Annotated in this window: 20 protein-coding genes; 6 read left to right on the forward strand and 14 right to left on the reverse strand. The window is 65.0% G+C overall.

Annotation, left to right across the window (positions count from 1 at the left end):
• Nucleotides 1–8: 8 nt before the first annotated feature.
• From JOD47_RS02375 to JOD47_RS02390, 4 genes are all read right to left on the reverse strand, one after another.
• Nucleotides 9–1,283, reverse strand: a complete 1,275-nt coding sequence (locus JOD47_RS02375; RefSeq protein ID WP_204531572.1) for a sensor histidine kinase — start codon at nt 1,281–1,283, stop codon at nt 9–11.
• A gap of 246 nt (nt 1,284–1,529) precedes the next feature.
• Complete coding sequence (groL, locus tag JOD47_RS02380) at nt 1,530–3,140, reverse strand: chaperonin GroEL (RefSeq protein ID WP_204531573.1); 1,611 nt, start codon at nt 3,138–3,140, stop codon at nt 1,530–1,532.
• Nucleotides 3,141–3,227: 87 nt separating this feature from the next.
• Nucleotides 3,228–3,524: a co-chaperone GroES gene (gene groES, locus JOD47_RS02385; protein WP_204531574.1), complete on the reverse strand. Its 297-nt coding sequence runs from the start codon at nt 3,522–3,524 to the stop codon at nt 3,228–3,230.
• Nucleotides 3,525–3,834: 310 nt separating this feature from the next.
• On the reverse strand, nt 3,835–4,512 hold the full coding sequence (locus JOD47_RS02390; RefSeq protein ID WP_204531575.1) for a nucleoside/nucleotide kinase family protein: 678 nt from the start codon (nt 4,510–4,512) through the stop codon (nt 3,835–3,837).
• A 142-nt stretch (nt 4,513–4,654) separates the two neighbouring features.
• On the opposite strand from JOD47_RS02390, the gene JOD47_RS02395 reads away from it, so the two are divergent.
• Nucleotides 4,655–5,866, forward strand: a complete 1,212-nt coding sequence (locus tag JOD47_RS02395; RefSeq protein ID WP_204531576.1) for a class I SAM-dependent methyltransferase — start codon at nt 4,655–4,657, stop codon at nt 5,864–5,866.
• Between the two features lie 42 nt (nt 5,867–5,908).
• Here the strand turns inward: JOD47_RS02395 and JOD47_RS02400 are convergent, their stop codons facing one another.
• Both JOD47_RS02400 and JOD47_RS02405 read right to left on the reverse strand, forming a co-directional pair.
• Nucleotides 5,909–6,730, reverse strand: coding sequence for a shikimate 5-dehydrogenase (locus tag JOD47_RS02400; protein WP_204531584.1), 822 nt, complete (start codon nt 6,728–6,730; stop codon nt 5,909–5,911).
• 3 nt (nt 6,731–6,733) lie between these two features.
• Nucleotides 6,734–7,252 (reverse strand): DUF421 domain-containing protein, encoded by a 519-nt coding sequence (locus JOD47_RS02405; RefSeq protein WP_204531586.1) that lies wholly within the window; start codon nt 7,250–7,252, stop codon nt 6,734–6,736.
• Nucleotides 7,253–7,468: 216 nt separating this feature from the next.
• Between JOD47_RS02405 and JOD47_RS02410 the strand changes: the two genes are divergently transcribed.
• Nucleotides 7,469–8,608: a glutamate--cysteine ligase gene (locus tag JOD47_RS02410; protein WP_204531588.1), complete on the forward strand. Its 1,140-nt coding sequence runs from the start codon at nt 7,469–7,471 to the stop codon at nt 8,606–8,608.
• Between the two features lie 91 nt (nt 8,609–8,699).
• Here the strand turns inward: JOD47_RS02410 and JOD47_RS02415 are convergent, their stop codons facing one another.
• The 6 genes from JOD47_RS02415 to alr form a co-directional block, all read right to left on the reverse strand.
• Nucleotides 8,700–9,248, reverse strand: coding sequence for a TIGR03086 family metal-binding protein (locus JOD47_RS02415; protein ID WP_204536367.1), 549 nt, complete (start codon nt 9,246–9,248; stop codon nt 8,700–8,702).
• Nucleotides 9,249–9,377: 129 nt separating this feature from the next.
• Nucleotides 9,378–10,445, reverse strand: coding sequence for a tRNA (adenosine(37)-N6)-threonylcarbamoyltransferase complex transferase subunit TsaD (tsaD, locus tag JOD47_RS02420; protein WP_204531596.1), 1,068 nt, complete (start codon nt 10,443–10,445; stop codon nt 9,378–9,380).
• Nucleotides 10,432–10,914, reverse strand: a complete 483-nt coding sequence (rimI, locus tag JOD47_RS02425) for a ribosomal protein S18-alanine N-acetyltransferase (protein WP_372432781.1) — start codon at nt 10,912–10,914, stop codon at nt 10,432–10,434. Before rimI ends, tsaD begins: the two co-directional genes overlap by 14 nt.
• The gene (gene tsaB / locus JOD47_RS02430) at nt 10,911–11,564 is read right to left on the reverse strand and encodes a tRNA (adenosine(37)-N6)-threonylcarbamoyltransferase complex dimerization subunit type 1 TsaB (protein ID WP_204531598.1); all 654 of its coding nucleotides are present in this window, start codon (nt 11,562–11,564) and stop codon (nt 10,911–10,913) included. Before tsaB ends, rimI begins: the two co-directional genes overlap by 4 nt.
• A 1-nt stretch (nt 11,565) precedes the next feature.
• The gene (tsaE, locus tag JOD47_RS02435; protein ID WP_204531602.1) at nt 11,566–12,099 is read right to left on the reverse strand and encodes a tRNA (adenosine(37)-N6)-threonylcarbamoyltransferase complex ATPase subunit type 1 TsaE; all 534 of its coding nucleotides are present in this window, start codon (nt 12,097–12,099) and stop codon (nt 11,566–11,568) included.
• Nucleotides 12,096–13,274, reverse strand: a complete 1,179-nt coding sequence (alr, locus tag JOD47_RS02440) for an alanine racemase (protein WP_204531604.1) — start codon at nt 13,272–13,274, stop codon at nt 12,096–12,098. Before alr ends, tsaE begins: the two co-directional genes overlap by 4 nt.
• 99 nt (nt 13,275–13,373) lie before the next feature.
• On the opposite strand from alr, the gene JOD47_RS02445 reads away from it, so the two are divergent.
• On the forward strand, nt 13,374–14,171 hold the full coding sequence (locus tag JOD47_RS02445; protein ID WP_204531606.1) for an SDR family oxidoreductase: 798 nt from the start codon (nt 13,374–13,376) through the stop codon (nt 14,169–14,171).
• Nucleotides 14,172–14,185: 14 nt separating this feature from the next.
• Here the strand turns inward: JOD47_RS02445 and JOD47_RS02450 are convergent, their stop codons facing one another.
• Complete coding sequence (locus JOD47_RS02450; protein WP_204531608.1) at nt 14,186–15,271, reverse strand: carbohydrate kinase family protein; 1,086 nt, start codon at nt 15,269–15,271, stop codon at nt 14,186–14,188.
• Nucleotides 15,272–15,382: 111 nt separating this feature from the next.
• Here JOD47_RS02450 and JOD47_RS02455 point away from each other — a divergent pair, with 111 nt between their 5' ends.
• From JOD47_RS02455 to JOD47_RS02465, 3 genes are all read left to right on the forward strand, one after another.
• Entirely contained in the window at nt 15,383–16,972 is a 1,590-nt protein-coding gene (locus JOD47_RS02455) for an MFS transporter (protein WP_204531610.1), read from the forward strand.
• A gap of 52 nt (nt 16,973–17,024) precedes the next feature.
• Nucleotides 17,025–18,371: a family 4 glycosyl hydrolase gene (locus tag JOD47_RS02460; RefSeq protein ID WP_204531612.1), complete on the forward strand. Its 1,347-nt coding sequence runs from the start codon at nt 17,025–17,027 to the stop codon at nt 18,369–18,371.
• A gap of 244 nt (nt 18,372–18,615) precedes the next feature.
• Nucleotides 18,616–19,215, forward strand: a complete 600-nt coding sequence (locus JOD47_RS02465) for a class I SAM-dependent methyltransferase (protein WP_204531614.1) — start codon at nt 18,616–18,618, stop codon at nt 19,213–19,215.
• Between the two features lie 78 nt (nt 19,216–19,293).
• Here JOD47_RS02465 and JOD47_RS02470 read toward each other — a convergent pair whose 3' ends face one another.
• On the reverse strand, nt 19,294–19,698 hold the full coding sequence (locus JOD47_RS02470) for a VOC family protein (protein ID WP_204531615.1): 405 nt from the start codon (nt 19,696–19,698) through the stop codon (nt 19,294–19,296).
• Nucleotides 19,699–19,716 lie beyond the last annotated feature (18 nt).

A 19,716-nucleotide genomic window follows, 5' to 3' on the forward strand; every position in this document is an offset into this window, starting at 1 on the left:
GGCTCCGGTCACACCGGTTGGCTGACCGGGACCGGGATGCTGATCCGCACTGTGGTACCTCCGTCAACCGGAGAGTCAATCTCCAGTGCGCCATCGACGCCGGCGAGCCGGTCCTGCAGGCCGGCCAGCCCGGTTCCCTTGCCGACGTGTGCGCCGCCCCTGCCGTTGTCCTCTACCTCCACCGTGAGGACACCTTCTTCCGCGCGTGCGCTGAGGCGGCATTCGGTGGCGTTCGAGTGTTTGGCTACATTGGTCAACGCTTCGACGGCGGCGAAGTAGGCCGCGCTCTCAGCGGCCGGAGTGAAGCGGCCACTTCCAATCCCGTTGGTGTTGAGCGTGACGGGAACCGGGCAGCGTGCCGCCGCGGCGTCGAGCGCGGCCGGGAGTCCGCGTTCAACGAGGACCGGCGGAGCGATACCACGCGAGAGCGAGCGCAGTTCGGCCAGCGCCTCGCGGGACTGGTTGATCGCACCTTCAATCAGCTCGCGGGTCTCAGAATCGCCGGGCTGCAGCCGTCGTTTCGCAGATTCGAGGTCCATGGCCATTCGAACGATCCGCTGCTGCGGGCCGTCATGAATGTCCCGCTCGATCCTGCGAAGTGTCCCGGCTTCAGCGGCCACTGCCGAGCTGCGGGAGTTCGTCAGGTACTCGGTCCTTTCACGAAGCTGGCGGCGTTCATTGGTGAGAAGGCCGACGGTGAGCGCGCGTTGGATACGGGCGAGGCCCTTCATGAGAGGCGGGAGCGTGAGGAGGAGAATCAGTCCGGCTCCGAATTGAAGGAGCCAGTGGAATTCGGGATCGATACCGAGCAGGTCCCACACATCGGTCGAGGCGCCTGGAATGAAACGTATCCAGAACCACTCGGTCATTCCGCCGAGTGCCCCCGCAACCCACGCGAGCGTGATCGAGAAGGCTGCTACGCGGACCGGAAAGCTGACGAACGCGTGGATGAGGTCCTTCCACGCCTGGAGATCGGACAGCGGTCCGAGCACCGACCTGAGCCGTGAGTGGGCGTTTGCGTGCCTGTAGTACACGGGCGGGAGTGCGCCGCTGTTCCACTCCGTGAGCTGCCGCTCCGCGGAGGCGAAGAAGCGGGCCACCAACAGCGCGCCGACCAGGATGAAGACGCCGATATAGATGATGGCCGTGGAGAGCCCGAAGCTGAATAGGCTGACAGCCAGCACAAAGGCCGGCAGGCCGAGAAGGAAGCCCCCCAGGTTGTAGGCGGTGTCGGAGGCAAGCTGGCCGAACCAGCTGCGGGGTTGAGCGTTGCGCTCGATCATTGTGAAGTGCCTTTCGGTCCTACTGAAAGTGATACCTCAATGCTTCCCTTGTGCATACCTCGGCGTCTCTGGTGCGGGCCCCCAGATTCGTCATCCTTCGGGTGGGGTTATCCCTACCGTGCGCCGGGAGCCATTGACGCACCAGCGCCCCGGTCCGCGTGGACCGGGGCGCTGGTGGGACATCAGCCTCAGGGCTGGCGTGATTGTGACCTCTTGTGGGTCACCGTCCTCGCCCGCCCTGTGTCGCTAGTGGCTGTGGCCGTGGTGCTCTTCTTCCTCAGCCGGCTTCTCAACCACGAGGGTTTCGGTGGTGAGAACCAGTGCGGCGATCGACGCTGCGTTGCGCAGTGCCGACCGGGTGACCTTGACGGGGTCGATGATGCCGGCGTCGACCAGGTTTTCATAGTCACCGGTGATCGCGTTGAAGCCGTGGCCGACCTCAAGCTGGCTCACCTTGTCGATGACAACGTAACCCTCGTAGCCCGCGTTCTCGGCGATCCAGCGCAGCGGCTGGACCAGAGCGCGGCGGACGAGGCCGACAGCGGTAGCGGCGTCGCCCTCGAGCTTGAGGACGCTCGGATCCTCGTCGAGGACCTTCGCAGCGTGGATCAGTGCGGACCCGCCGCCTGCCACGATGCCCTCTTCGAGGGCTGCGCGGGTGGAGGACACTGCGTCCTCGATGCGGTGCTTCTTTTCCTTGAGCTCAACTTCGGTGGCTGCACCGACCTTGATGACGCCGACGCCGCCGGCCAGCTTCGCGAGGCGCTCCTGGAGCTTCTCGCGGTCCCAGTCGGAGTCGGTGCGCTCAACTTCAGCGCGGATCTGCGAAATGCGGTCCGCAACATCCTGCTCGCTGCCTGCGCCGTCAACGATGGTGGTGTTGTCCTTCGTCACGGTGATGCGGCGGGCAGAGCCCAGAACTTCAAGGCCGACCTGGTCAAGCTTCAGGCCGAGATCCGGGGAAACAACCTGCGCACCGGTGAGGGTGGCGATGTCCTGGAGCATGGCCTTGCGGCGGTCACCGAACCCGGGAGCCTTGACTGCCACGACGTTGATGGTGCCGCGGATCTTGTTGACCACCAGGGTGGACAGTGCTTCACCTTCGATATCTTCGGCGATGATGAACAGCGGCTTGCCTGCCTGCAGCGCCTTCTCGAGCAGCGGCAGAAACTCCTGCAGGGCGGAGATCTTGCCGGAGTTGATCAGGATGAGCGCGTCTTCGAGGACGGCTTCCTGACGCTCTGCATCGGTGACGAAGTAGGGGCTCAGGAAGCCCTTGTCGAACTGCATTCCTTCAGTGAGGACGAGTTCGGTCTGGGTGGTCGAGGATTCCTCGATCGTGATTACGCCGTCCTTGCCGACCCGCTCGAAAGCTTCGGCGAGCAGGTCGCCGACTTCCTGGCTCTGGGCGGAGATGGCTGCAACGTTTGCGGTCTGCTTTCCGACGACTTCACGGGCGTTTTCCAGCAGGCGGGCAGCAACAGCCTCGATGGAGACTTCGATGCCGCGCTTCAGTGCGCCGGGGGCAGCACCTGCCGCAACGTTCCGCAGGCCTTCCTTGACCAGTGCCTGCGCGAGGACGGTAGCCGTCGTCGTGCCGTCACCGGCGACGTCGTTGGTCTTGGTGGCAACTTCCTTGGCCAGCTGTGCGCCAAGGTTCTCGTAGGGATCGTCCAGCTCAACCTCACGGGCGATGGTCACGCCATCGTTCGTGATGGTGGGGGCGCCCCACTTCTTGTCGAGGACGACATTGCGTCCGCGGGGGCCGAGCGTCACCTTGACGGTGTCGGCCAGCTTGTCAACGCCGGCTTCGAGCTTGCGTCGGGCGGCGTCGTTGAATTCCAACTGCTTTGCCATGTTGTTTCGTTCCTTTCAGGCTTGTGCAGGGATGTGTACTGACAGGAAAGAACCCCGGCCTGAAATGACCGGGGTTCTTCTGCACAACTACTTGACGATGATCGCCAGAACGTCGCGGGCGGAAAGAACCAGGTATTCCTGGCCACCGTGCTTGACTTCGGTTCCGCCGTACTTGGAGTAGATGACGACGTCGCCTTCGGCAACATCGACGGGAACGCGGTTGCCATTGTCGTCAACGCGGCCGGGGCCTACTGCGACGACTTCGCCCTCCTGGGGCTTTTCCTTGGCGGTGTCCGGGATGACCAGACCGGATGCGGTGGTCTGCTCGCCTTCCAGCGGGCGGACGACAATACGATCTTCAAGAGGCTTGATAGAGACCGACACTCGGACCTCTCCTTCACTTGGTTTGAATGAATCTTTGGGTATCGAGCAGGCGCTGACCGTCGTCGCGGTGCCGGTTGGCGCATCCTCGAAGGATTAGCACCCTCATAGTGAGAGTGCCAAGTCTGACTTTATGCAACGGTTAGCACTCGGTCAAGGTGAGTGCCAGAGGCGGGCGCCTTCGCAGTCCTTGCTGGGCTTTCCGCGGCGATTCCGTGCAGGTTTGGCACGCGCCGGCGGCGTGTCGGTTCCAACACGCCGAGCAAAGGGTCGTTGTTGGAACGAAACCTGCACGGAATCGTCGGGATTTCGGTCAGCGACGGTAGGAAACCGAATCAGCGTTGATCAACCGGGGCCGGTGGAAGTCGGAGTTATCGACAACAAAGGCCGCTTTCCGCGCCGGGTCGCGCTCCGCGATGTACAGCCGCTGGCCGTTCACGTACCGTCGAAGACTCGAATGATCCGGATCGGGAGGCGATCCATCTCGGGAAGCCATGCGTCGAGCTGTCTCAGCAAACGGCACGTCGAGGAAGACAGAGCGCGCCCACACCCCATCGAGCTCGGCACGGTGCAGGAACATGCCGTCCACAATGACGACGCAATCGGGCGGCGCCTCCACCTCAGCGGGGCTGATCCTGCGATCTGTCTCAACGTTGTGGCAGGCCGTCCTGATACGGCCATTGCCGCCCAGGGAAAGCGGCTCCACCACCCACTCGCGAAAGCGTTCGTAGTCGTACGAGTCGAGCCAGAAACCTTCGGGAGAAGTGCGCCCCCGTCGATAGCGAACCGACCGCGGGTTATGGAAATCGTCCAGACCTATCCGGATGACCGATCTCCCCGTTCCACGCAGGTACCGCGCGAGCGAGTCCGCGAACGTCGTCTTGCCTGAGCCGTCCACGCCGTCGATCCCGAAAAGGACGGTGCCATACGGCAGCGCTGAAGCGAGGGCACCCTGAACGTCAACCGAGTCGAAGCCCGTTCCACTGATCATCAAACGATTCAACCGCGGATGTCCACGCGAGGAAAACGCCCCTGATGCCACGGAGCCCTTAGACTGGAGAGCCCGGCCCAGCCCCTGACCGACTGCTCTGGCCGACAGCCCCTCGCCGAAAGCTCCAGTTGAAAGCGACACCGTGACCCAGAACCTCCTTGAGCCCATCCTGACTCCCGAGGGCTGGGAGCTGCTCAACTCGCTCGGACCCTACTCCGAAGCAGACAGCCTCCGGCTCAACGAACAGCTTCGCGCGGCAGGACATTCCCCCGATGTCGTCAACGCGGCCCTCACCCAGTCCCGGCTCCGCGCCAAGGCACAGGTGAAGTTCGGTCCGTTCGCCGCCCGGATGCTCTTCACGCCCGCCGGCCTCGAACAGGCCACCCGCCTCAACGTCGCCGCGCGCCACGCCCAGCGCTATGTCACTGCCAACGTTCAGAAGGTCGCAGACCTTGGCTGCGGAATCGGCGCGGACTCGATGGCCCTCGCCACCCTGGAACGCGACGTCACCGCCGTCGAACTCGACGAAACCACCGCCGCCGCCGCCACCATGAACCTGCTGCCGTGGGCAAACGCGACTGTGGTCAGCGCGGATGCCTCCTCCCTTGACCTGACAGAGTACGACGGCGTGTGGCTGGACCCCGCCCGACGCACCACTTCCAGCTCAGGCACGAAGCGCCTCTTCGACCCGGAAGCTTTCTCGCCTCCCCTGTCCTTCGTGGAAAGCCTCGCCGACACCGGCATGCCGGTCGGTGTGAAGCTGGGGCCCGGGATTCCGCATGACGCGATCCCGCCCAACTGTGAGGCCCAGTGGGTGAGCGTTGACGGCGACGTCGCCGAAGTAGTGCTCTGGTTCAACGCCCTCCGCCGGAACAATGTTCGCCGCAGCGCACTGCTCATCGGCACCGACGGCGCCACGGAGCTGACCAGCCACACCGACTTCGGCGGGGACGACGGCGCCCCCGTAGGCGCGGTCGAAGGGTACCTGTACGAGCCGGACGGCGCCGTGATTCGGGCCGGTTTGGTGGCCGACGTCGCCCACTCCGTCGGCGGGCATCTGGTTGACCCGCACATCGCCTACATCTGCGCACCGACCCTGGTGGAAACCCCGTTCGCCCGGCCATACCGCATCCTTGAGGTGATGCCCTACAACGTCAAAGCGCTGAAAGCGTGGGTCAAAGCCAGTGACATCGGCGTCCTCGACATCAAGAAACGCGGAACCTCCGTCACGCCCGAAGAGCTGCGCAAGCAGCTTCTCGCCGGCTCGAAGAAGGCAACGAACAAGGCCACGCTGGTACTGACGCGGATCGGCGAGGAGCGCGTCGCCGTCGTTGTCGATCCGGTACTGGGCTAATCCAGACTTGGGCTGGACCCGGTACTGGGCTGACTACGAAGCCTACGCAGGCAGCCGCGAGAACTCCCCCGCCTCGCGGATCTGTTCAGCCGATGGACGCACGCCCGTGTAGAGGACAAACTGTTCGGCCGCCTGGAGCGCAATCACTTCAGCACCGCTGACCACGGGCTTGCCGGCGCGCCGGGCGGCCTGGATGAGCGGCGTCTCCGACGGCAAGGCAACCACGTCGAACACCAGCGACGCCGCGGCAATCGCCTCGTCGCTGAACGACTGGACATCCTCGTCATGCCCGGCCATACCAAGCGGTGTCACGTTGATGAGCAGGTCCGCGGTGGAGTCTCCCGGCTCGGCCTGCCACTCGAACCCGTACAGCCCCGCCAGGCGCCTGCCGGCCTCCTCGTTCCGCGCGACGATCGTCACCTGCGTGAAGCCTGCATCCCGTACCGCTGCCGCAACGGCTTTGGCCATTCCTCCGGATCCACGCAACAAAACCGACGACGACGGCGACACCTCCGAGCGCTGTCCAATCAGTTCTGCGACCGCAAGGTAGTCAGTGTTATAGGCGGTCAGGACGCCGCCGTCGTTCACGATGGTGTTGACCGAATCGATCGCCAGCGCGGAGGGGTCCATGCGGTCCACAAGCGGGATGACGTCTTCCTTGAACGGCATCGACACGGCACATCCACGAATCCTCAGCGCCCGGACGCCGCCGATGGCTGCCGGCAGGTCAGTAGTGGTGAATGCCTTGTAGATGTAGTTCAAGTTGAGCTGGTCATACAGCCAGTTGTGGAAGCGGGTTCCAATGTTGCTGGGCCTCGCGGCCAGGGAGATACACAGGACCATGTCTTTGTTCAGGATCGGCACCTGTCAATTATGCGCTGACCCCAGGACGTCCTCCAGCGCAGATCCGTTGCCGTACTTGCTCCCGGAGATGATGCTGATCTTTCCGTTGGTTTCGAGGACGATGGCGGCGATCTGCGAAAGATCACCGCTGCCCTGCATGCGGACCGCCTGGAGTAGTTCAGATTCCGTGAGCCGGTTCCGCCGGAGCTCTGTTTCCCGGATCCGGCCATTGCTGAACAGAAGGGCAGGACGGGATGCGATTGCCTTCCTGGACCGTGGCCAGCGTGAGGAGACCAGCGCAACCAGGAACTGCAGCCCGGCCAGCAGCCCGAGCGCGAAGGCTCCTTCCGTCCAGGAGACGTCCGTGCTGAGCAGGATGGTCGCGAGCGTGGATCCGAACGCAACGGTAACCACGAAGTCGAAGACATTGAGCTGGCTGAGTGTCCTCTTACCCGACAGACGAAGGACGACGACCAGGAGGGCGTAGGCGGCAGAGCCAACCAGCAGAACCCGAAGAACGTCTGACCAGTTATCGAACCACATACTGGTTCCCGTCTTGTTTGTGGTGGCTCATGTCCTGCTCCTTCTCCGGTTCGGATGATGCGTGCTCAAAATCGCCTGACCTTCACACTAGGTCGCGAAGCTGTCCATTCGAATGCAGGGCAGGGCTCTGCACTACTATTGGGGTCAGTTCTCACCCGCGATGGCGCGATACCGAGGCACACATTCCCCACCGTCCGGTACCGGTCAGGAGCAGCATTGAAGATTGAGTTCGCGAAGTCCGAGCAGTCGACGCTCGGCGTTGAGTGGGAGCTGGCCCTGGTCGACCGGTACAACGGCGACCTGGTCTCCGTGGCCAAAGAGGTGCTCCGCGGGGTCAACGAACGGCATCCCGAGCTGCAGGCCGATGATGAGCACCCCCACATCAAGCAGGAACTCCTCCTCAACACTGTGGAGATCGTGACCGGCATCTGCCATACGGTCGCTGAAGCGAAGGAAGACCTGAGCCGGTCGCTGGCCGCGGTGCGAGAGGTCACGGATCCGATGGGCGTGGAGCTGTTCTCCGCCGGGTCGCATCCGTTCAGCGCGCCGCGTTCCCAGCCGGTCACGGACAAGGACCGTTACTTCAAGCTGATCGACCGCACCCAGTGGTGGGGCCAGCAGATGGTCATTTACGGCGTCCATGTGCACGTGGGCCTGGATTCACGGGACAAGGCGCTGCCGGTGGTCGACGGGCTGGTGAACTACTTCCCGCATTTCCAGGCGATTTCGGCGTCGTCGCCGTTTTGGGGTGGCGAGGACACGGGGTACGCGTCCCAGCGTGCGCTGATGTTCCAGCAGCTGCCCACCGCCGGCCTGCCGTTCCAGTTCCCCAGCTGGGCGGAGTACGAGTCCTATGTGCAGGACATGTTCACCACCGGTGTGATCGATACCGTGAGCGAGATCCGCTGGGACATCCGCCCGGTCGGCAACCTGGGGACCGTTGAGATGCGCGTATGCGACGGACTCTCGACGCTCGAGGACGTCGGCGCGGTGGCTGCGCTCACCCAGTGCCTTGTGGACGACTTCTCCACCACCCTTGATAACGGCGGCTCGATCCCCACCATGCCGCCCTGGCATGTGCAGGAGAACAAGTGGCGCGCCGCCCGTTACGGGTTGGAGGCGATCATCATTCTGGACGCCGCCGGCAACGAGCGCCTCGTCACCGAACACCTGCTGGACGAGTTGAACCGGCTGGAGCCCGTCGCGGCGAAGCTTGGCTGCTCTCAAGAGCTGGCCGACGTCGAGAAGATCCTTCAGCGCGGCGCGGGTTACCAGCGCCAGCGCCGCATCGCCGCGGAGAACAATGGCGACCTGAGCGCCGTCGTACTGGATATGGTGCGCCAGCTCCGCAGCTGACCCTCCCCCGCGTTCAATTGGCAGGACACACCCCTTTTGCGCGTGCTTTCGGGGCGTGTCCTGCGAAATGAACGCGGGATTGTGCGAGAAGTCAGGCGTTGACCGCTGGCCGCCACCGGGCGTCGCGGCCCATCCGGGCAAGGAGTCTTGTTGCCCGATCCGCGCCGGCCGGGGCGGGAAGCGCAGGCCTGCAGATACCTTCCATGTACAGGTTCTCGCCGAAGCCGTCGAGTGACTTCTCAATGAGGTCGAGCTCCGATTCGTTGAACTCGGTGTCCCTGCCGGCACCGCGTGCGATGTCCCAACGATGCACCAGCAGGTCGAAGCCGTAGAAGGTTGCGAGCGTAGCGCCGACCGTTGTGGGCCCGAAGAATCCGTCGAACGACGTTTCGGCGAGCTCCGCGGTGTCGAGGACGTGCTGAACCCGCGACGCGTGAGTCTTCCACCCACCCGCCGGATCCTGCGCGGTGTCCGGCCGCGAACCCGCATCAATGTCGTGCTGGCTCAGGAAGTCGCGTTCCGTATCGATCAGGTGGTCCAGCACATCGCGGACAGTCCAGCCGGTACACGGCGACGGGGCATTCCAGTCCTCCACAGTCTCGAGGATCTCGGTCAAGCGGGCGTTCTCAGTCCGAAACAGTTCCGAATAGGTAGTCGTGGCATAACCGTAAGCCGCCGCTCACCGGAGCGACAGCCCCGTCGAGTTTGCAGGACACACCCCTTTTGCGCGTCTTTTAGGGGCGTGTCCTGCCAAATGAACGCGAGTGGGTTAGAGGTGAACCGTACTCACGGGCATTGAGGAGTCGGTGCCGAAGCCGATCCCGCTGGGCTCGCCGCCGTCCATGATGATGCGAGCGGCGAGCGCCGCGACCATGGCGCCGTTGTCAGTACATAACGACGACGGCGGGATGGTCAGCGTGATGCCCGCCGCCTCACAGCGTTCCCGGGTCAGCTGACGAAGCCGCGAGTTCGACGCCACTCCCCCGCCCAGCAGCAGCGACGTGATGCCGTTCTCGCGGCACGCCAGCACTGCCTTCGACGTGATGATGTCCACCACTGCTTCCTGGAAGGACGCCGCGACGTCCGCAACCGGCACCTCGACCCCGCGTGCCTCGCAGTCCTCAACGAAGCGTGCGACGGCGGTCTTCAGTCCGCTGAATGACCAGTCGTACCGGTGTGGTCCGGGTTGCTCCGCCGTCCCCAGGTACTTCGGCTGGCTCAGCCCGCGCGGGAACCGCACGGCAGCAGGATTGCCCTGCGCCGCGATCCGGTCGATCGCCGGGCCGCCCGGATACCCGAGGCCGAGGATGCGCGCCACCTTGTCATACGCTTCCCCCGCGGCGTCGTCGATGGTCGAACCCAACAGCTCGACGTCGGAGGCCAGGTTGCGCACGCGCAGTATCTCCGTGTGCCCGCCGGACACCAGCAGAGCGCCAAGATTCCCGGGCAGTTCACCGGCGTCGAGCAACCCGACCCCGACGTGCGCCACCAGGTGATTCACCGCGAAGAGCGGCTTGCCCGTTGCCACCGCCAGTGCCTTCGCCGCCGCAACGCCGACCATGAGCGCGCCTGACAGCCCCGGTCCCGAGGTGACGGCGAGCGCATCGATGTCGGACAACTGCACCCCTGCCTCGTCGAGTGCCAGCTGAAGGGTAGGCACCATCGCGTCGAGGTGTGCCCTCGAAGCGATCTCGGGAATGACACCACCGAAGCGCACGTGCTCGTCCATGGAGGATGACACCGCGTTGGTCAGCAGGGTTGTTCCCCGCACGATTCCGACGCCGGTCTCGTCACAGGAGGACTCGATCCCCAGCACCAGGGGCTCAGACCGGTTCATGATCACCTTTCGCCGCGCCGGAGGAGTTGAAGATCAGCCGCATGACGTGGGCACCCACGCCATCCCGGTAATAGCCGCGCCGGGTGTGGATGTGCTCGAAGCCGAACAGCTCATACAGCCGGCGCGCCCGTGGGTTGTCCTCGCGTACCTCCAGCAGGGTTTCCGCTGCACCCCGGCGCCGCGCTTCCTCGAGCATGCTGGTCAGCATCGCCGTGCCGATCCCCCGGCCCTCATAGTCCGGCAGCACACCGATGGTCTGGATGTCCGCCGTGGTACCGACCACCATGACGCCGCAGTACCCGACGAGCTCACCATCAACCTGAGCAACCAGGTATTGCCGCGTCTCGGTCTGCGCGAATTCGTCGAAGAACAGTTCCAGCGGCCAGGCGTCGATGGGGAAGAGCGCCTGCTCCAGGGTGCCGACCGCGGGAATGTCCTGCAGCCGCATAGGCCGAAGGGCGAAGGTCACGGCAGCGCCTTCTTCCGTGGACCCGGCACCTTGGCATCCGATTCCCGCAGGTACAGCGGCGTGGTGGGGCGCAGAGTGCCGCCTCCGGCAAAGGTATGGTCTGCGACCAAAGCCAACGCAGCGGCGTCGGGCGTGAGTTCGGTTGCCCCGGCCGAACCGGTCAACCGCTCGGCATAAAGGCCGGCACCGCGCCCGTACACGGGCAGGTCCGGAACGGTTTCCGCGGGGCCAACATGCGGACCATCCACGAGTACCGGCAGCGGCGATCCCGCCCGGTAGCGCGCCCAGTACACTTCCTTGCGCCGGGCGTCGGTGGCCACCGCGAACTCGCCCTCCGTGTGCCCCGCATCGAGGGCCACCGCGTCCAGGCTCATCACTCCGTGCACCGGCACGCTCCACACAAAGGAGAGCATCCGCGCCGTCGCGATGCCCGCACGCAGCCCCGTGAACGGGCCCGGACCGACGCCCACCACAATGGCATCGAGTTCCGTTCCACGCACCCCCGCGTCAGTCAACAACTGCTCGACGGCGGGAGCCAGCACTTCAGCGTGCGAGCGCGTGTCGGTCGAGGCGAACCGCTGGAGAACGACGCCGGTCCTCACCAGAGCAGCGCTGGCGGCGGCGGATGTGTCAAGGGAAAGAATCAGCACGCTAGACCAGCGCTCCCAGCCGTTGGTCCACCCAGCGCGGGCCGTAGGCTTCGATGCGCACGTGGCGCGGTTCGTCGTCATCATCTGATAGCACCGCCTGCTCTGCAGGCGAGCCGCCAGCAGGCGGGACGGCGGGACGCACCAGCGTGATGTGCAGCCAACTGTCAGCCAGGTGCTCCACCCGGCCGGAACCCCACTCCACGACCGTGACGGAGCTATCCAGCGTCGTCTCGAGGTCGAGGTCGTCGATTTCCGCGTCCGATTCGAGCCGGTAGGCATCGACGTGGACCAGCCCCGGTCCGTCGGCGAGCGAGGGATGGTTGCGGACCAGCACGAAGGTGGGAGAGATGATGCCCTCCCGCACGCCGAGCCCGCGGCCCAGCCCCTGTGTGAAGGTGGTCTTGCCCGCGCCGAGCTCGCCGGTCAGGATGAGGAGGTCACCGGCGGCGACCCGCTGCCCAATACTTCTGGCCGCGCCCTGCAGCTCCTCGACGGACGCGACGGAAAACTCCTGTGACCAGACGGGACCGGTCACCGGTCAGCCTCCGCAGCAATAACCTCGGCGTCAATATACCGGCGGGCAACGCGGGAACTGATGCGCGTGACAATCTCGTAGTTGACTGAACCGCTTGCCCGGGCCCAGTCATCGGCGGTGGGCGTTCCGTCCCCCGCTCCGAAGATAACGGCCTCCTGGCCAAGGGGGCTGTTCTCCGAGTCGGCAATCCCGGTCTCCTCGAAGTCGATGACGAACTGGTCCATCGCGATCCGGCCCACGACGGGATAGAACCGGCCGCCGACCGAGACGGGGGCACCGGTTGCCACCCGTGGCACGCCGTCGCCGTAGCCCACCGGCACGAGACCCAGGGTGGTGCGTTTGTCCGTGCGGTAGGACAGTCCGTAGGAAACGCCGTGGCCTTCCGGCACTTCCTTGCAGTTGGCGATGGTGGTCCGGAAGCTCATTACGGGACGGAGCCCGAGCTCGGCCGAGGACTGTCCGTCAAACGGCGAGAGTCCATAGATGCCGAGGCCCACCCGCACCAGATCGAAATGCGCATCCGGTCGGGAGAGCGTCCCGGGGGTGTTGGCCAGGTGGCGTACCTCCAGGTCAACCCCCGCGTCCTCAGCGACTGCGACGGCCTCCCGGAAGCGGTCAATCTGCTCGTCAGTTTCTTCGCGGTCGGGCTCATCCGCAACAGCGAGGTGGGAGAACACTCCAACCACCCGCAGCAACCCGTCCTCCTGGTGTTCCATCGCCCGGCCCAGAAGTGCTTCCCACTGCTCCGGCGGGCAACCGTTCCGGCCCAGGCCGGTATCGATCTTGAGGTGTACCCGCGCAGGACGCTCAAGCCTGCGCGCCTCAGCAACGACGTGGGCCAGTTCCCAACCCGAGATACCGAGGTCCACACCCAGTTCGATGGCTGCGGCGAAATCACTGGATTCAGTGTGCAGCCAGGCGAGGATCGGCGCTTCAATGCCGGCCCGGCGCAGTTCGACGGCCTCGGCGATGTGTGCAACACCCAGCCACGTGGCACCCGCCTCCAGTGCCGCCTTTGCCACCGGAACAGCACCGTGTCCGTAGCCGTCGGCCTTCACCACAGCCATGACACGTGCCGGGCTCGCTATCTCCGCGATATGACGGACGTTGTGCCGCAGCGCAGCGAGGTCGATGTCCACACGCCGTTCCGGTACTGGTCCTGCTGAAAAACTCACAGGCCCATTCTGTCAGTTCCGGGCGGACGGTCGGGAATCCGGCGGCACCGGCTGCGGCACACCCTTGCGCTCAGCTTTCAGGGCGCGACAGGATGGACCATGACTTTCTCACCGAAAACGGCAATAGTCACCGGGTCTGATTCCGGCATCGGACGCGCTACTGCGGTGGCACTCGCAGAAGCGGGATGCGACATCGGCGTCACCTGGCATTCGGACCAAGAGGGCGCTGAGGAGACTGCCCGCCTGGTGCGGGCTCAAGGCCGGAAAGCGGCCGTGGCACAACTCGACACCACCGACACACCGGCGTGCGGCGACGTCATCGACCGGCTGGCTGACGAGCTCGGCGGTGTTGACGTCTTCGTCAATAACGCCGGAACCGGTGACGGAACACCGTTCCTGGACCTGGATCTGGACACGTGGCGCACCACTGTGGGGGCAAACCTGGACGGCGCCTTTGTCTGCATCCAGCGCGCCGCGAAGCGCATGGTCAACGCGGGAAACGGTGGACGGATCATCGCTGTAACGAGCGTGCACCAGGAACAGCCCAGGGTGGGTGCAGCGGCCTATGACGCATCGAAGCATGGGCTGGGCGGCCTGATCCGCACCATTGCGCTTGAGCTCAGCGACCGCGGGATCACGGCGAACACCGTCCTCCCCGGTGAGATCGCCACTCCCATGACGCACGAGGAAAACGAGGACCCGCATCAGATCAGCCGCCCCGGCGTACCGCTGGGGCGCCCGGGCGACCCACGGGAAGTCGCCGCGGTCATCGCGTTCCTCGCGTCACCGGCCAGCAGCTATGTCACCGGCGCATCGTGGGCTGTGGACGGCGGGATGCTCCAGATGGGTCCACAGGCGGGATCACACATCACCAGTGACGACTGGCGAACGGCCTGACTGGAAGTTAGCCCTTACGCGTCCGACTGCGTCGCGATGGTGGCAGTCGCCCGCCGCACCGCTCCGGGAGGAACGTTCGACACGATGTCCTCCAGGAAGGCGTAGCGTCGCAGCCACTGCTTCCGCACGCCGTCGCGCTCTGCACTCATTCGCCGCCACCAGTCAGCGATGTCTCCCCAGCCCGGCGCGGCAAGGGAACCGCCCACCTCCTGAACGGACAGCGAGGCGCACAGATTGGCGAAGGCGAGCCGGTCCGCGAGCGGCCACCCCGCGAGATCGCCCATCACGAACGCCGCACCGAAACAGTCGCCGGCGCCCGTCGGATCGTAGGCATTCACCGGCAACGCCGGCACCCACTCTTCCTCCCCAGTCAAAGAGTCGACGGCGATCGCACCATGCTGGCCGACCGTCACCACGGCCACCGGCACCCGGTCGGCGAGCGCATACAGCGCGGCCCAGGGGTCACTGGTCCGGGTGTAGGCCATGGCCTCGGTCTCATTCGGAAGGAAGGCGTGGAAGTACTGCAGCGAGTCCAGCGCTTCGCTGGACCAGTTCCCGCTCGGGTCCCAGCCCACGTCGCCGAACAGCCGCATGCCTTGGGCGTGTGCGGCCGGCACCCACGGCTCCACCTCGGGACCAACCTCTGCAATGGCTGCCCGGCAGCGCGGCAGGTCAGCGATCAGTGCGGAGGCCGACAGCGGCGACGGGTGCCCATGCGTGACCATCGACCGGTCCCTGTCGACCGAGAGCGAGACCGTTACCGGCGAATGCCACTGCTCAAAGGTGCGTGACCGGGACAGGTCAACATGTTCCTGCCCCTGAAGGATGCTGCGGTTGAAGGCGCCGTATCCGTCGTCGCCGAATGCTGCCGCCAGGGTAGTGCGCAGTCCCAGCCTGCTGGCCGCGATCGCCTGGTTCGCCACCCCGCCCGGGCACGAGCCCATACCCTCTGCCCAGGCTTCGGTCCCTGGGGTAGGCAACGCATCGAGGCCGGTGAAGATAATGTCGAAGAACACCGAGCCAGTCAGCAGGAGGTCGAACTGCGGATCGTTCCCGGTTCGTGCGGAGGCGAGCGGGTCAAAGCGGTTCAGGGCGGCCATGTAGGGCATGCTACTCGGGTCTGCTCCACGGCGGCCGCGCTGCCCGCTCGGGGTCGGTAGCCCGGCGCATCTGCGGCTGATACTGTTCGCACCAGCAGCGAGGGGCAGGCGATGTCCAATATCATTCGACAGCCGTGCGACGAGGGTGTTCTGCGTTCCGGAGGCACCGGATCGCCGTGTACGCCGCGCGTTGGAATGTGGGTACTGACAGCGACGATCCTGGGTTCATCGATGGGTTTCATCGACGGATCGGTGGTCAACGTCGCACTGCCCGCCATTCAGCAGGAATTGGGTGCCACCGCAGTGGACGCTCTCTGGATCGTGGAGTCGTATGCGCTGTTCCTGGCCGCCCTGCTGCTGCTCGGGGGTTCGTTGGGAGACCACTTCGGACGGCGCCGGATCTTCGCGGCCGGAGTCGGGCTTTTTGCCCTGGCCTCCGTGTGGTGCGGTTTGGCTCCCGATCCCGGGCAGTTGATCCTCGCGAGGGCGGTGCAGGGGGTTGGAGGGGCCATGCTGATTCCCGGCTCGCTGGCGATCATCAGTGCCTCCTTTGACGAGAACCGGCGCGGCAAGGCCATCGGCACGTGGGCGGCCTTCTCCGGCATGACCTCCGTGCTGGGACCGGTACTTGGCGGGTATCTGGTTGACACTCTCTCCTGGCGGTGGGTGTTCCTCATCAACATTCCTCTTGCCGCTGCGGTGCTCATCATTACACTCACCCGGGTGCCGGAGAGCCGCGATGAGGCGGCTGGCCGGCTGGATCCGTGGGGCGCCGTGCTGGCCACCGTCGGGCTCGGCGGCCTGGTGTTCGGGCTGCTTGAAGCGTCGACACTCGGTTTCACGGCACCGGTGGTGGTTGCTTCGCTGCTGGCCGGCTCAGCTGCGCTGACGGGCTTTGTCATCGTTCAGCACCGGATCCGCGAACCGATGATGCCCCTGTCCCTGTTCCGGAGCCGCAACTTCACCGGCGCGAATGTCTTCACGCTGCTGCTCTACTTCGCTCTGGGCGGGGCCCTCTATCTCCTGCCGTTCAACCTTATTCAGGTGCAGGACTACTCAGCGACGGCGGCCGGCGCGGCGTTCATTCCGGCGATCGTGCTGATGTTTTTCCTGTCCCGCTACACGGGAGCGCTGACCGACAGATTCGGTGCGAAGCTTCCGCTGGTGACCGGTCCCGCGCTTGCGGCGGTGGGCTTCGGCCTGTTCGCCGTACCGGGAGCCGGCTCGGGATCCTACTGGACCACCTTTTTCCCGGCGGTGGTGGTGCTTGGGCTCGGGCTGTCCATCCTGGTGCCAAACCTGACCACGGTGGCGCTGAACTCGGTGTCCGGGCAGCGGTCGGGGCTGGCAAGTGGCATCAACAACGCGTTCTCCCGGGTTGCCTCCCTGCTTGCCGTCGCCGTGCTGGGGGTGTTGATGTTCGCGGTGTTCAGCCCAGCCCTGGACGCGCAGACGGAACGCCTTGGACTTTCCGCGGCGCAGCAGGCAGAACTCGAGGCAGCGAAGGTGGACCTGGGAGCCACGCAGTCTCCGGCCGGTGTGCCCCCGGAGACCGCTGCGGCCATCGAGCAGGCCGTGGATGAGGCGTACGTTGCCGGCTTCCGGGTGTCGATGCTCGTGTGCTCCGGGCTCGCCCTCGCGAGCGCGGTCAGTGCGGCCCTGCTGATCGAAGGCAAGCGGAAAGTGAGCAAACGACCATAGGGCGCGGGTGAATGGGTAAGGATGGGGTGAGCCGTACAGAGAGGAGCACACCGTGAAACTGGCGGTCATCGGCGGCGGCGGGTTCCGTGTACCGCTCATCTACCGAGCGCTCTGCTCAGGCACTTTTGCCGGGCTGGTCAATGAAGTCTGCCTGTACGACGCCGATTCCTCCCGCACGGCGGCCATCGCCCGTGTCGCCCGGGACCTGCCGCTCCCGCACGGGGCGCAGCCGCCCCGTCTCACCGTGAATGAGCGGTTAGAGGACGCACTGGCGGGAGCCGACGTCGTCTTCGTTGCCATCCGTCCCGGCGGCGCCGGTGGTCGCGTGCTGGATGAACGGGTAGCGATCGCCGAAGGGCTGCTGGGACAGGAAACCGTGGGCGCCGGTGGACTGTCCTACGCGCTGCGGTCCATCCCGCAGATGCTCACGGTCGCGGAGGCGATCGTCGCGGCGTGTCCGGATGCATGGGTCATCAACTTCACCAACCCCGCCGGAATCATCACCGGGGCGCTGCAACCGCTCCTCGGCGGGCGCATCATCGGGATCTGCGACTCGGCCTCGGGGCTGGTGCGCAGAGCCTCCATCGCAGTCGGAGTGCCGCTGCCGCCCGGTTCCCTGACCGGCGTCGACTATGTGGGCCTGAATCACCTGGGATGGTTGCGGGCGTTGGAGTACGACGGCGGTGACCTCCTGCCCGCTCTGCTCGCCGACTCTTCCCGGCTGGCGGTCTTCGAGGAAGGCCGGGTGTTCGGTCCGCAGTTCCTGCACATGCTCGGTGCGCTGCCGAACGAGTACCTCTTCTACTACTACTTCCACGCGGAGGCCCGGCGGTCTGTCGCTGCAGCTCCGGAGACCCGGGGCGAATCGATTATCCGCCAACAGGACGGTCTTTACCCGGACCTGCTCTCGACCGATAGGCCGTTCGCCGCCTGGGAAGCAGCCCGGCGCTCCCGCGAAGAGGGGTATCTTGCCGAGGCCCGCACGGCGGAGGAATCCCGCGATGAGGCGGATCTGGCTGGCGGCGGGTATGAGCAGGTCGCCCTCACGGTAATGCGCGCACTCGTGCGGGACGAGCCTGCTGAGCTCATCCTCAACATCCGCAACGGGAACGCGATACCCCAGCTGCCCGCCGGCGCCGTCGTGGAGATTCCTGCCCGGGTCACCGGCCACGGAGTCCGGGCCCTGCCGGTTGGCACGCCAACGCCGCACCAGCTCGGCCTGATATCGCAGGTCCTGGGCGTCGAGCAGGACGTGATTGCCGCCGTCGTGCAGGGCGACCGGTCACTCGCGCTGCGGGCTTTCGCGCTGCACCCGCTCATCGACTCCGCGCACACCGCGCAGCGGCTGCTCCGCGGGTACGAGAAGGCGTTGCCGGGGTTGCGCAGTCTCTGGCGGTAGTTTCGCGCCCGGGGCACCAACCGATCGCAGCCGCCGCGCGACAGGATGCGCACCCGGCCGTCGTTGCGGACCTCCTCGGCAATGAACAAGTGCTATTCGGGTTTATCACCGCAGCTAAATGAGCGCGCAAGCGGCGCTGTTGGTTGGCAGCGCGCGGCCGATGGGCACACATCCCTTGAGAGTGCTTGGCGATAAGGCCCAGCCCAGAGACGACCGTGCCGGAGGTGCCCACTACTGTTGAGGCATGTCGTTACGGTCCGTTCGTTCTTGTTACGGTGCCAGAGCCAATGAGTACATTGAAGTCGTCGGAAGCATCGAGCACGCAGCGATTCCTGATTTGGCGCTAGTCGAAAAATGGGCGCACGGGATCGAGGGGCTGGTGCTTGATGTCGGATGCGGACCTGGTCAATGGACGCACCACCTCACAAGCATTGGTGTGGATGCAGAGGGCATCGATCCCGTAGCAGAATTCATCGAAAGTGCGCAGATAACCTATCCCGCAGGCCGCTATCGACTCGGTCGAGCTGAAGCATTGGAGATGGACGCTGGCGTGCTCGGCGGCGTACTCGCGTGGTATTCGCTCATCCACATCGACCCTGAGCAGATCAGCACTGCGCTCGACGAGTTCGCGCGGTGTATCCGCTCGGGAGGCGGCTTGGCGCTCGGATTTTTTACCGGCCCGACGCTGGAACCGTTCAATCACGAGATAACCACGGCGTACTACTGGCCCATCGACCTACTGACACGCGAGGTCGAGGCGGCAGGTTTCACCGTTACGCACACGGAGTCACGGACTGATCGTTCAAAACGAACGCACGGCGCGATCCTTGCCACTCGCCTATGAATTCGACTGGCTCAGAAACGATCGTTCTTGCGGGACGAGTCGAACTGAATCAGATGAAGCACTTCTTAGAGCCTTGCCTCACGACTCTGATGAGAGGAATTCCAGTCTGTTGCCGTTGTTGTCAGGCAAGTAGAAGCGCCGCATATTGGGAAGGTTCTCATCCCACTCAGGCGTCAATCCATGTGCCTCAACCTGGGCTGCCAAGGCGTCGAGATCGTGAACCAGGATGCCGGGGTGAGCCTTCTTCTGCGGCCTGAAATCTTCTTCTACACCTAAATGAATCTCGAGGCTATCCGCCCGTACCCAAAGGCCGCCTCGCGCTGCCAGTACCGGTGGTTTCTCCACTTCGGTAAGTCCAAGAATGTCGATATAGAATCTTCGGCAGTCGTCCTCGCCGCCCGGTGGCAAAGCGAGTTGGACATGATGCAAGCCCAATTTGAAAGGGGTTTCAGCAGGGTCATCGTCGTACCGATCAACTGACATGGCTCTACCAATCATCGC

Source organism: Arthrobacter tumbae (assembly GCF_016907495.1).
GTDB lineage: Bacteria > Actinomycetota > Actinomycetes > Actinomycetales > Micrococcaceae > Arthrobacter_D > Arthrobacter_D tumbae.